The organism is Lacticaseibacillus brantae DSM 23927 (assembly GCF_001436115.1).
GTDB classification, from domain to species: domain Bacteria; phylum Bacillota; class Bacilli; order Lactobacillales; family Lactobacillaceae; genus Lacticaseibacillus; species Lacticaseibacillus brantae.
In genome coordinates this window covers 359,060-371,899 of record NZ_AYZQ01000001.1, presented here as the reverse complement: position 1 = coordinate 371,899, position 12,840 = coordinate 359,060, and the positions used below count along the sequence as shown (strand labels likewise).

The 12,840-nt window shown below is 49.4% G+C and carries 10 protein-coding genes; 9 read left to right on the top strand and 1 reads right to left on the bottom strand.

Annotated elements, in window-relative coordinates:
• Positions 1 to 16: 16 nt before the first annotated feature.
• The 6 genes from FC34_RS01790 to pyrE are packed head-to-tail and all read left to right on the top strand — an operon-like array spanning position 17 to position 7,799.
• On the top strand, positions 17 to 1,288 hold the full coding sequence (locus FC34_RS01790) for a dihydroorotase (RefSeq protein ID WP_057893670.1): 1,272 nt from the start codon (positions 17 to 19) through the stop codon (positions 1,286 to 1,288).
• A 3-nt stretch (positions 1,289 to 1,291) separates the two neighbouring features.
• Complete coding sequence (locus FC34_RS01785; RefSeq protein WP_057893669.1) at positions 1,292 to 2,404, top strand: carbamoyl phosphate synthase small subunit; 1,113 nt, start codon at positions 1,292 to 1,294, stop codon at positions 2,402 to 2,404.
• Positions 2,379 to 5,561 carry a carbamoyl-phosphate synthase large subunit gene (gene carB / locus FC34_RS01780; RefSeq protein WP_057893668.1) on the top strand — a complete coding sequence of 1,061 codons (3,183 nt, stop codon included), beginning with the start codon at positions 2,379 to 2,381 and terminating at the stop codon, positions 5,559 to 5,561. The genes FC34_RS01785 and carB overlap by 26 nt, the downstream gene beginning before the upstream one ends.
• Positions 5,562 to 5,582: 21 nt before the next feature.
• Entirely contained in the window at positions 5,583 to 6,470 is an 888-nt protein-coding gene (locus FC34_RS01775) for a dihydroorotate dehydrogenase (protein WP_083479200.1), read from the top strand.
• Positions 6,448 to 7,155: an orotidine-5'-phosphate decarboxylase gene (gene pyrF / locus FC34_RS01770; protein WP_057893667.1), complete on the top strand. Its 708-nt coding sequence runs from the start codon at positions 6,448 to 6,450 to the stop codon at positions 7,153 to 7,155. The genes FC34_RS01775 and pyrF overlap by 23 nt, the downstream gene beginning before the upstream one ends.
• Positions 7,156 to 7,157: 2 nt before the next feature.
• Complete coding sequence (gene pyrE / locus FC34_RS01765; protein WP_057893666.1) at positions 7,158 to 7,799, top strand: orotate phosphoribosyltransferase; 642 nt, start codon at positions 7,158 to 7,160, stop codon at positions 7,797 to 7,799.
• 325 nt (positions 7,800 to 8,124) lie between these two features.
• Here the strand turns inward: pyrE and FC34_RS01760 are convergent, their stop codons facing one another.
• Positions 8,125 to 9,798, bottom strand: coding sequence for an NFACT RNA binding domain-containing protein (locus FC34_RS01760; protein WP_057893665.1), 1,674 nt, complete (start codon positions 9,796 to 9,798; stop codon positions 8,125 to 8,127).
• A 104-nt stretch (positions 9,799 to 9,902) separates the two neighbouring features.
• Here FC34_RS01760 and FC34_RS01755 point away from each other — a divergent pair, with 104 nt between their 5' ends.
• The 3 genes from FC34_RS01755 to FC34_RS01745 all read left to right on the top strand — a co-directional run bounded on the left by FC34_RS01755 (position 9,903) and on the right by FC34_RS01745 (position 12,759).
• Positions 9,903 to 11,189 (top strand): alkaline phosphatase family protein, encoded by a 1,287-nt coding sequence (locus FC34_RS01755; protein WP_057893664.1) that lies wholly within the window; start codon positions 9,903 to 9,905, stop codon positions 11,187 to 11,189.
• 71 nt (positions 11,190 to 11,260) lie between these two features.
• Positions 11,261 to 12,127: a DegV family protein gene (locus FC34_RS01750; protein ID WP_057893663.1), complete on the top strand. Its 867-nt coding sequence runs from the start codon at positions 11,261 to 11,263 to the stop codon at positions 12,125 to 12,127.
• 74 nt (positions 12,128 to 12,201) lie between these two features.
• Positions 12,202 to 12,759 (top strand): NUDIX hydrolase, encoded by a 558-nt coding sequence (locus FC34_RS01745; RefSeq protein WP_057893662.1) that lies wholly within the window; start codon positions 12,202 to 12,204, stop codon positions 12,757 to 12,759.
• Positions 12,760 to 12,840 lie beyond the last annotated feature (81 nt).

Here is a 12,840-nt window from a genome sequence, read left to right as displayed (position 1 = left end):
AGAAAGTAGGGAGCCCATGACAGTATTGATTAAACAAGCACGGGTACTGGGCAAAGAATGCCGACAGGACATTCGAATTGCTGACGGCGTGGTCACTCAAATGGCGCCAACGATTCCTGACACCTCCGCTGATACAATTATTGAAGCAAACGGGGCTTGGGCTTTACCGGGCCTGATTGATGTACACGTGCATTTTCGCGAGCCCGGGTTCACGGACAAAGAAACAATTGCCACGGGGAGTGTGGCAGCTGCGCATGGTGGGTTCACCCAAGTCGTCGCCATGCCCAACCTTAATCCTGTGCCAGAGACGCTGGCGACAACAGAAAGCCTGCTGGCTAAAAACCAACAAGACGGCCACGTGCGCATTCACCAGTTTGCCGCAATGACCACTGGACTCACGAGCGACACTGTCGTCGACATGGTCGCTCTGAAAAAAGCTGGTGTCCTGGGCTTCTCTAATGACGGCAAGGGGGTACAATCCGCCGCCACCATGTTGGCAGCCATGAGCGCGGCCCAAGCCATCGATGCGCCAATCGCCGCCCACATTGAAGATGAAAGTTTAGTCAATGGTGGTGTAATCAATGCTGGACCCATCGCGGACAAATTACATTTGCCTGGCATCCCAACTGTCAGTGAGTCCAGCCAATTGGCCCGCGATTTGCAGCTGGCCCAGGCAACTGGGGTTCACTACCATGCGTGCCATGTCTCGACTAAAGCGAGTGTCGATCTCATTCGTTGGGCCAAAGCGGCCGGCATCCGTGTGACCGCAGAAGTCAGCCCGCATCATCTTTTGCTTGATGACACCATGATTCCTGGCGATAATCCTAATTACAAAATGAATCCACCATTGCGCTCACCAGACGACCGAGCGGCAGTCTTGGCAGGTTTGCTTGATGGCACCATCGACATGGTTGCCACTGACCACGCGCCGCACACTGCCGCTCAAAAGACGGGCTCGTTCAGCACTGCCGCATTTGGCATTGTGGGTCTAGAAACTGCCTTTAGCTTGTTATACACGCATTTGGTGAAATCCGGCGTCATGCCTTTTGCCCAACTTGTCCAAGTGATGAGTCGTAATCCTGCAACCGCATTTGGTTTAAGCGGCGGGCAGCTAGCAGTGGGTGAACCGGCTGATTTAACCATTATGGAAACCAACCAGCCTTATCCGATTGATCCCGCAACCTGGTTTTCAAAGGGACACAACAGTCCTTTCATTGGCGAAACCGTTTATGGGACCACACTTGCAACCATCGTGGGCGGACACATTGCCTACCACAAAGGAGAATGAGGGATGAAACGGTATTTAATTTTAGAAGACGGGCATATTTTTGCTGGGGAAGGGTTTGGCGCACCAACGATTACCACCGGAGAAATCGTCTTTAATACGGGGATGAGTGGTTATCAAGAAACCATCACCGATCAAAGTTACAACGGTCAAATCATTGCCTTTACATATCCGCTCATTGGTAATGCTGGCGTCAACCGAGACGATTACGAAAGTATTAACCCAACGACTAAGGGTGTTGTCGTCCGCGAAGTCGCCCGAGTCACTGGCAATTGGCGGGCGCAAATGAGTCTGGATGAGTTCTTAAAGCGCAAGGGGATTCCAGGCATCTCTGGAATCGATACCCGAGCCCTGACCAAGATCATTCGATCACAAGGCACGATGAAAGCCAGCATTGTCGACGCGGCTGATGACCACGCTTTTGACCAACTCAAAGCCCTGGTGCTGCCAAAGAATCAAGTCCAACAAGTTTCAACCAGTCAGCCTTATCCAGCGCCCGCCAACGGCCGCAACGTGGTTGTGATTGACTACGGGCTCAAGCACAGTATCTTGCGGGAACTAGGAGAAAGGCAATGTAATATCACCGTGATGCCTTACACCACGACAGCCCAAGAGATTCTTGATCTTCATCCTGATGGGGTGATGTTATCTAACGGGCCTGGCGATCCCAAAGATGTTTCAGAAACCCTTGAGATGATTCAAGGCATTCAAGGAAAGATCCCATTATTTGGTATCTGCTTAGGCCACCAACTTTTTGCGCTGGCCAATGGCGCTGACACTTTCAAAATGAAATTCGGCCATCGCGGGTTTAATCATCCCGTGCGGGAAATCGCAACCGGTCGAATTGATTTCACGAGCCAGAATCACGGGTACGCGGTTGACCCTGAATCCGTCAACCATGATAACTTATTGATTACCCACGAAGAGATTAATGATCACACGGTTGAAGGCTTGCGCCATCGTTTATATCCCGCGTTCTCCGTTCAATTCCATCCAGATGCAGCCCCTGGTCCTCATGACGCGGCCCATCTGTTTGACGAATTCATGGAAATGATGGATGCCTTTAACGATCGTCAGACACAAGGAGGAAACCATGCCCAAGCGTACCGATATTCATAAAATTCTGGTCATCGGATCTGGCCCGATTGTGATTGGTCAAGCGGCTGAATTCGATTATTCTGGCACTCAAGCTTGTCTGGCACTCAAAGAAGAAGGTTATGAAGTTGTGCTGGTGAACTCTAATCCAGCCACGATTATGACCGATAAAGAAATCGCTGACCAGGTCTATATTGAACCGCTCACCAAGGAATTCCTCAGCCAGATTCTGCGCCGGGAATTGCCCGATGCCATTCTGCCAACGATTGGTGGTCAGATTGGGCTCAACTTGGCAATGGAACTTTCCAACACTGGAATTCTAGAGGAACTCGGCATCGAGTTGCTCGGGACCAAGTTATCAGCAATTGATCAAGCTGAAGACCGGGAACTCTTCAAGAATCTGATGAATCATCTGGATGAACCGATTCCTGAATCTACCATTGCGCATAGCTTTGAAGAAGCAGCTGCCTTTGCTGAACAAATTGGTTACCCCGTAATTATTCGGCCTGCCTTCACCATGGGTGGCACCGGTGGTGGGATTGCTAAAACCAGCGCCGAACTAGAAGCTATTACTGAAAATGGCCTGGATTTATCTCCTGTCAGTCAAGTTCTGGTTGAACGGTCTATTGCTGGCTTCAAAGAAATTGAATTTGAAGTGATGCGCGATGCCCACGACAATGCGATTGTTGTCTGCAATATGGAAAACTTCGATCCTGTGGGGGTACATACGGGCGATTCCATTGTCTTTGCACCGGTGCAAACCTTAACCGATACTGAAGTCCAAATGTTACGTGATGCTGCACTCAAAATCATCCGCGCCTTGAAGATTGAAGGCGGCTGCAATGTGCAATTAGCCCTCGATCCCAACTCATTCAACTATTACGTGATTGAAGTGAACCCGCGGGTGTCACGGTCTAGCGCTTTGGCCTCCAAGGCCACTGGCTACCCAATTGCCAAGATGGCGGCTAAAATCGCGGTGGGCTTGACCTTAGATGAAATCAAGAATCCGATTACAGATAAGACTTTTGCTGAATTTGAACCAATGTTGGATTATGTCGTCGCCAAAATTCCACGGTTCCCATTTGATAAGTTTGAACACGGTGACCGCACTCTGGGCACCCAGATGAAAGCCACTGGCGAAGTGATGGCGATGGGGCGGACGGTCGAAGAAGCCTTGCTCAAGGCAGTCCGGTCATTGGAAGTGGGCGTCGATTATCTTGATCGCCCTGCACTGCGTGATGTCAGTGACGACGTGTTGACCGATCATATCATCGTGCCGAACGATGAACGGCTCTTTTACATCGCTGAAGCCTTCCGGCGGGACTATTCCCTACCGGAGGTCACTGAAATGGCGCATATCAATCCATTTTTCTTGGACAAGGTTTTGCATATCGTAGAACTTGAACGGCAATTGGCGACTGAAAAAGGGGATCTGGACGCGCTGCGCATGATCAAGCAATACGGTTTCCCTGACAGTCGCATTGCCGAGGCTTGGGAAATTACAGCCGATCAGGTGCGGGGGATGCGTAAAGAAGTCAATATCGTGCCAACCTACAAGATGGTTGACACGTGTGCCGGGGAGTTCGAGTCCACCACGCCCTATTTCTATAGTACCTATGAAACAGACAACGAAAGCACGCGTTCTAATCGACCAAGCGTGCTGGTCATCGGTTCCGGTCCCATTCGGATTGGCCAAGGGGTGGAATTTGATTACGCCACGGTGCATTCGGTTAAAGCCATTCAAAAGGCGGGCTTTGAAGCGATTATCATGAATAGCAATCCTGAGACAGTTTCCACCGACTTTTCAATTTCCGATAAGCTTTACTTCGAACCCCTAACGCTAGAAGATGTGCTCAACGTGATCGATCTGGAACAACCAATTGGGGTTATTGTCCAATTTGGGGGTCAAACAGCCATAAACTTGGCCGAACCGTTGGCAAAGCGGGGCATCAAAATCCTCGGAACGCAGGTCGAAGATCTCGACCGCGCTGAGGATCGGGACTTGTTCGATCAAGTCATTAAAGACTTGGGCATTCCGCAACCAAAGGGCGAAACGGCGACGAACAAGGCCGACGCGATTGCCATCGCTAATGATCTGGGCTATCCCGTTTTAGTCCGGCCCAGTTACGTTCTCGGTGGGCGGGCGATGGAAATCGTTAATAGTGAAGCGGAGTTAGCCAATTACATTGATCGGGCTGTTTCTGTGTCTCATGATCATCCTGTGCTGATTGATCAATATCTTGTTGGGACCGAGTGTGAAGTTGATGCTATTTCAGATGGCGAAACTGTCGTCCTACCCGGTATCATGCAACATATTGAACGGGCGGGCGTCCACAGTGGTGATTCGATGGCTGTTTATCCGCCACAGGACTTTAGCCAAGCCATTATTGATCAAATCACAACATATACCATCCAGCTCGCACACGCGCTCAACTGTGTGGGGATGATGAACATCCAATTCATCATTAATCACGAGCAAGTGTATGTCATTGAAGTCAATCCACGGGCCAGTCGCACAGTGCCATTTCTGAGTAAAGTGACCGGGGTCCCAATGGCTCAAGTGGCCACACAAGCGATTTTGGGGGCAAAATTAGCTGATACTGGCTATACAACCGGCCTCTTGCCCGTTGCCTCTGGCGTGCATGTCAAAGCACCAGTCTTTAGCTTCTCGAAACTCAATCAAGTAGACAGCGTTTTGGGGCCAGAAATGAAATCGACTGGTGAAGTCATGGGGAGCGATACCACCTTAGCGAAGGCCTTGTATAAAGCCTTTGAGGCTGCACACACGCATTTACCAGCCTATGGTACGGCCTTATTCACTATTGCAGATGCGGATAAACCCGAAGCAATCGCCTTGGCTCAGCGTTTCCGTGAGGTCGGCTACCGAATTGTGGCGACCACTGGGACGGCCGAAGCCTTTAGTGCTGCTGGCATCAATGTTGCCTCAATCAGTAAACTTGGTGAAGGGCACAATCAAACCGCTATCCTTGATGCAATCGCTGATCAAAAACTGAATCTGGTGATTAATACGATGACGCCTGATCAGAGTACTGCTAGCGACGGCTTCATGATTCGCCAGGCTGCAATTGCCCACGGCGTGCCACTCATGACCAGTCTAGATACTGCCGATGCAATTCTTAAAGTTTTGGAATCTCGTGCTTTCACAACACAACCTTTGTAACCTTTGGATGGAGGTCTAATCGTGAGAACTGAATTGCCTGGTATCACCATGAAGAGTCCACTCATGCCCGCTAGCGGAACTTTTGGTTTCGGCCAAGGGTACGCCAACCAGTATGACTTAAACACTTTGGGAGCCCTAGTCACTAAATCAACGACCTTTGACCCTAGAGTGGGTAATCAAGGCACCATTTATGCGGAAGGCCCAAGCAGCACCTTAAATGCGGTCGGATTGAAAAACCCTGGCGTGGCACATGTTTTAGCTCATGAATTACCATGGCTCGCCAGTCATTACCCAGATTTACCCATTATTGCTAGTATTGCAGGCGAAACGACTGCAGAATACGTGGCAGTCGCGACCCAACTCAGTCAGGCGCCCAATGTGGCTGCGCTGGAACTCAACATTTCCTGTCCCAATGTCGATCGCGGCGGGTTGAGTTTCGGGGTTGATCCCGCAATTGCTCAGGCAGTGACCGCCGCTGTTGTCCAGGCGAGTTTGGTACCCGTGTACGTCAAACTCACCCCAAATGTGACTGACATTACGGTGATTGCTCAGGCCGTCGCAGCAGGGGGCGCTAGTGCGATTGCCCTGATTAATACCCTTGTGGGGATGCGCTTTGACGCCAAGACTGGCCAACCAGTCATCACTCGAGGCACTGGTGGGATTTCTGGTCCGGCTTTATTACCGCTAGCCTTACACATGGTTTATCAGGTTCATCAGGCTGTCGATTTACCAATTATTGGCATGGGTGGGGTGAGCAGTGGCGCCGATGTATTAGAAATGCAAGCGGCCGGCGCCACTGCCGTTGCCATCGGGTCTGCCAACTACTATCGGCAACAAGCCATTCCTAATATTTTGGCAGAATATCAAGAAATAACGGAGGACCATCATGCGGCCAATTATCGCGCTTGATTTTGCAACTGCAGCCAAGACTGTCGACTTTTTAAATCAATTTCCCGACACGCCGTTGAGCGTGAAAGTCGGTATGGAGTTATTTTACGGCGAAGGGCCTCAGGTCATTGCCGCAATCCAAAAACGACCACAGACTGAGATTTTTCTTGATTTAAAACTGCACGACATTCCGCACACTGTGGAACAAGCTGCCCGCCAAATCGGTCGCCTCGGTGTGCAGCTCACCACCGTGCATGCTCTAGGTGGCCCAGAAATGATGGCTGCGGCCAAAAGAGGGCTCCTAGCTGGGGCTAAAAGTGCAGGCGTACTAGCGCCAAAATTGTTGGCAATCACACAACTGACTTCAACGTCCCAAGCGATGCTCAATCAAGACATACGGATTCCCGGCACCGTCTTAGCCTCAGTGCGCCAATTAGCTCAACTGGCGCACCAAGCCGGCGCTGACGGGGTGGTTGCTTCGGCACAAGAAGTCCAAGCGATACGGGAAGTCACGCCAGTTGATTTTCTCGTTGTCACGCCGGGCATTCGACCTGCCAATGCTGCATCTGACGACCAGCATCGGGTTGTGACACCACAGCAAGCCAAAGCATTAGGGAGTTCTAGCATTGTCGTCGGGCGCCCGATCACTCAATCACCAGACGCCGTTTCTGCCTATCAATCAATCAAAGCAGCCTGGGAGGATTAATCATGATTGCATTAGCTCAACAAATCGCGACCGATTTACTTCAAATTGGAGCTGTCAGCCTCTCGCCAGATGAACCATTTACATGGGCAAGTGGGATTAAGAGTCCCATTTACACTGATAATCGCGTCACAATCGGCTATCCCGCTGTTCGCAGCCGAATTGCCGCCGGATTAGCTCAGCAAATCATTTCAGCCTATCCTGATGTCGAAGTCATTGGTGGGGTGGCCACAGCCGGTATTCCCCATGCTGCGCTGGTGGCACAATTGCTGAATTTACCAATGATTTATGTCCGCAGCAAACCTAAAGACCACGGTCAGGGCCAACAAATCGAAGGCCCACTTGAAGCCGGTGCTAAAGTCGTCCTGATAGACGACTTACTCTCCACGGGCGGTTCCGTACTCCAAGCCGTCAGTGCCGCTCAGACAGCTGGCGCAGAGGTCCTGGGGGTCGCGGCCATCTTTACGTATGAACTACCAGACAACGTCAAGAATTTCGATCAAGCAAGTATCCCGTTTGTCACCCTGACCAACTATTCAAGTCTCATCGCAGTCGCTGAACAACAGGGGCGAATCACTGCCCAACAATTAGCCTCGCTTCAACGCTGGCGTCAAGATCCCCATCATTGGCCCCAAGAGAATCATTAAGCGCAAATAAAAAAGGGTTGTGACAAAATGTAATTTTGTCACAACCCCTTTTTGAATTTCCGAACAAACTAGACTAATCGCGTTCCAAAAGACTGAGAATTCCGGTTAACAAGCAATGTGAACACTTGCGTTTTGCAATCGAGCCCCAACTTGCTTTGCCCTTGGCGAGGACGCCAAGTCAGCAAAGCAAGTCGGTCACAGGTTGTTGCGAATTTGAACACATTATGGGATTGTTTCAAAAGCCTAAATTCGGGCTTTATCTTCAATCCTGGTTAATCCTCATTCTCGAAGCGGCTTTTATCACAGCTTCTTTTTTAGCGTTACATTACATTGTCGGTTGATGACGCAGTCGCTCCACGACGGCCAATTCTGGCGTCACGTTAATGGTCTGCTGTCCTTCGTACACCACAAAGCCAGGCTTGGCGCCATTAGGCTTACGAATCTTTTTGACTTCAATATAGTCGACCGGCACATTGGCTCCGTTGCGGTTCTTCGAGAAATAAGCGGCCAGCATGGCCGCTTCAGTCAAAGTCTTGTCGCTCGGCGCCGCACTATCAATAATCACATGGGAACCGGGGACGTCTTTAGCATGCAACCAAATATCGGTCTTCTTGGCCGTTTTAAGCGTCAACTGATCATTTTGAAGATTATTCTTCCCGACAAAGATACTGGTGCCATCACTAGCAAAGAAATGATCCGGTTTCGCCAACTTTGGGCGTTTAGCTGGTTTCTTGCCTTGCTTTTGCTTTTTGAGATAACCGGCATCTTGCAGTTCTAGGCGAATATCTTCAATATCCTTGGGATTGGCTAATTCAATTTGGGCGGCAATACCTTCCAAATAATCCAGCTCGGCTTGATTCTTGGCCGTTTGCTCGTGCACATACGCCACTGAATTTCTTAACTTCTGGTACTTAGCGAAATATTTTTGGGCATTCTGCGAAGGAGAGAGCTGATTCGACAAGCTAATCGTCAGGGGCGCCTCATCAGCATAAAAATTTGGCAGGGTGATGGTTGTCATTCCCCGAGTCACTTGACTGAGATAGGTGGTTAAGACTTCACCTTTAATCCGATAGTCGTCGGCCTTTTCAGACGCTTTGAGGGTTTGATCTAACTTCACTTGCTTCTTCTTATCTTTATCAATTTCGTTCTTTAGAACGCGAATTAATTGATACCCTTGTTGTTGGACCCGATCGCGTTCGGCTTTCTGCGCATAAAACGCATCAAGCATGGCACTGAGTGTGGGGTAGTGTTGTTGCTCGCCTGCGAGGCTTTGATACGGCACCGCGGTAAAACTCACGCTATCGCCAGAAGTAATGGTTGCGTCAGGTTGATCGACTGCCGCAAAGAAGGCATGCCAGCCAGCGGAGCCAGAAGTCGCTAATCGATTCGCTAACTCGGTCGCGGAATCCTTGGCGAGACCTTGAAACTGCTGCTGCAAATCGCTGGCCGCAACGGAGCCATCAGGCACAGGTGCCGTAAAGGGATTTTGCTTATCCTGAGCAGGTGGATTGACATAAGTTGCCCCAGGCATCAACAAGCGGTAGCGGTTCTGGTCTGCTGGCACGTGGCGAATTAAATCGAGAATTTTGCCATTATTGAGATTGACCAGGGTAATGTTACTGTGGCGGCCCATAATTTCAACGACCAGTCGCAAAGACAGCGCGTCGCCGAGTTCATCTCGGGTGGCAAAGTCCAAATGTAAAACCCGGTCGTTATCGACCTGGACCAGCCGTTCTAAACTAGCCGCAGCCAAATATTTGCGCAGCGTCATGGTGAACTTGGACGGCACGTCGGGATTTGCAAACGGGATATCGGTAATTTGCACCCGAGCGTACTGAGGATGTGCCGAGAGTAAGACGGGTAAATTCTTGCGGTTTTTACGCATGGTTAAGACAATTTCATTGGGATAAGGCTGCTGAATCTTCTGTACCCGAGCGCCAACAATGGCCGTGTTCAGTTCTTGGGCCATAGCGTGGGTAAAAATTCCATCAAAGGACATAATGAACCTACTTTCTGTGAAGAGCTGCAATCATTGTAACTGTTTTTCAAGGCGGACGCAAAGCTATGGATAGCGTATAATGGAGGTCATGAGGGGGCAAAATCATGACAAAAAAATTAGTCGTGATTTCACTAGATGCCATGGGCGCTAGCGATCTCACACCAGACAACCTGGCACATCTGCCAAATCTCAAAGCAATCGTCGATTCTGGCGCCCATGTTGAGAATGTTACGGGCATTTATCCAACCTTAACCTATCCATCACATACCAGCATTATTACAGGCACCTATCCTAAGCGGCACGGCATCGTTAATAACACCAAAATTCAGCCCCAGCGCCTATCACCAGATTGGTTCTGGTATCGTAAAGACATCCAGGCCACGCCACTCTATGATGTGGCCCGAAAATCTGGCTTAACAACGGCTGCTTTCCTTTGGCCGGTGACTGCCAAGGCCAAAATTACCTATAATATGGCTGAAATCTTTCCAAATCGAATTTGGACCAACCAAGTTCTGGTTTCCATGCGGGCCAGTTCACCTGTTTGGCTGCTCAATTTGAATCGTAAATACGGCCATTTGCGTCAAGGTATTCAGCAGCCTTACTTAGACGATTTTGTGACTGCCAGTGCTGTCGATACGATCTTGAAGCATCAGCCTGACTTGACCCTAATTCATCTGGTTGACATGGACTCGATGCGGCATCGCTATGGCGTTGAATCCACCGAAGCCCACGACGCCTTGAAACGGCATGATTTGCGGGTCGCAAAGATCATTCAGGCCACTAAAGATGCCCATGTTTATGGCGATACGGTCTTCGCCATTCTGGGCGACCATTACCAAATCAACGTCAACACAATGATTCGCTTAAATGCCCGCTTCGCTGAAAAGGGGTGGCTCACACCCACAGCAGACGGCCTCATTCAACCTGATTGGCAAGTTCTAGCCAAGTCGGCGGACGGGTCAACCTATATTTATTTGCGAGACACAATCGACAGTCAAACAGTGGTTGACGCAATTTCTGATATTCCTGGAATTGAAACCATCCACCAGCAAAACGACTTTATCGGTCGCGGCGCTGATCCACAGGCAAGTTTGATGGTGGAAGCCAAAGCCGGGTATTATTTCATTGATAATGCTGACGGGCCAGTCACTGAAACCGTCAATCCCGACGACATTGGCCAACCTGAGCGCTATCGGGCCGTCCATGGCTTTGATCCAAACAAGCCGAATTACAAGACTACTATCGTCTATGCCGGTCCTGGGATTAAACAAGGCATCACGATTCCTAGCGCTAATCTTGTCGATGAAGGACCGACATTTGCGCAAATTCTTGGCCTCGAATATCCAGTGACACCGGACGGAGAAGCCACCCTTGATATTTTTGACCGCTAATTAGTTCATGTTCCCGCATTTCATGGTATAGTTATTCATGTTTAATTCCAGAAAGAGTAGGTGCTCCTTGAATGAAAATCGCGATTGTGACCGACAGCTCGGCGTATCTGAGTCCTGAGCAAGTTGCCGACAACAACATCCGGGTCGTACCCATTCCTGTCATCTTAGATGGGACGGTCTATGATGAAGGCAAAGATATTACCACTGAAGAATACTATGAAAAATTAAAAACCGCCAAAACTTTCCCAAGCACTTCGCAGCCACCATTGGGTGAAATGCTGAAACTTTACGAAAATCTGGCAAATGAAGGCTACGATACAATTCTCAGCATTCACTTGGCAAGCACGATTTCAAGTTTTGTCGAAACCCTGACAGCAGCAGTCGCTGATTTTAAGCCTGCACACGTGGTTGTCTATGATTCAAAAATCACCGTTATGCTGATGGGGTGGTTGGTGCTCGAAGCAGCTCGATTGGCTCAAAATGGCGAAGATCTCGACACGATTCTGGCTCGACTTGATGCTTTACGGGCAACTGAAGATGAACTGTTCATCGTGAATGATCTTCAGAACCTGGTGCGCGGTGGACGCTTAAGCAACGCCGCCGGCTTTATTGGCGGAATGCTAAAAATTAAGCCCATCCTGACATTCGACCCTGAATCAGATAAGATTGTTGCCTTTGAAAAAGTCCGGTCCCTGAAGAAAGCCTATGCCCGAGTGGAAGAGTTATTCAGTCTGGCATTAGATAAAGCCGATTATCCCGTGCGGGCAATGGTTATTCATGCGAATGATTTACCTGCAGCAGAAGCCTGGAAGGCGGAGCTTGAACAGAAATTTCCAGATGTAACATTTGATATTTCGTATTTTGGGCCAGTCATCGGCACCCATTTAGGCGAAAAAGCCATCGCGATTGCGTGGGCTGAAGATTATAGCAAAGAGTAATCTCTAACACTCAGTGGCTGACACTGGGTGTGTTTTTATGGGGTAAATCTAAATGTGAAAGGAATCACAATACTATGATGGATAAATCACAAGCCGAATTAGGTAAAATCTTGAACACAGCTATCATGTATCACGGACCAATTTTTGATGTCAAAAAAATGACGATTGAAACACCTGACGGCCTGACCGTTCACCGCGACCTGATTACCCACGCACCTGCAGTTGCCATGTTGGCGTTAACCGATGATCACCAGGTCCTTATTAACCGGGAATACCGCGTGGCTGTGAACCACGAAGTCTATGCTTTACCAGCCGGGCTTATCAACGCTGGCGAAGATGTGCCAACAGCAGCATTAAGGGAATTGCGTGAGGAAACTGGGTTTATTGGTCGCAATCCACAAGTGATGACCGCAATTCGCTCAAGCGAAGGCATGACTGACGAAGTGGTCTCACTGGTGCTTGTTCAAATTGATGAGGCCAATCGGACAACCACTGACTTTGATAAAGATGAGTTCGTGACCAGCAAACTGGTTCCACTGGGTGAAGTTATTGAAGCCGTCAAAAATGGCCAGATTCAATCGGCTCAAAGTGTGGCTGCTGTCGCTTATTATCAAGCTTTTCTACGGCCATGATGCGTCAGAACGCGCTCAGACACATTTTGACTTCGAAAGACCGTTAGTTGTCCGAATCTGTATTTCTCAGTGCGACACAAA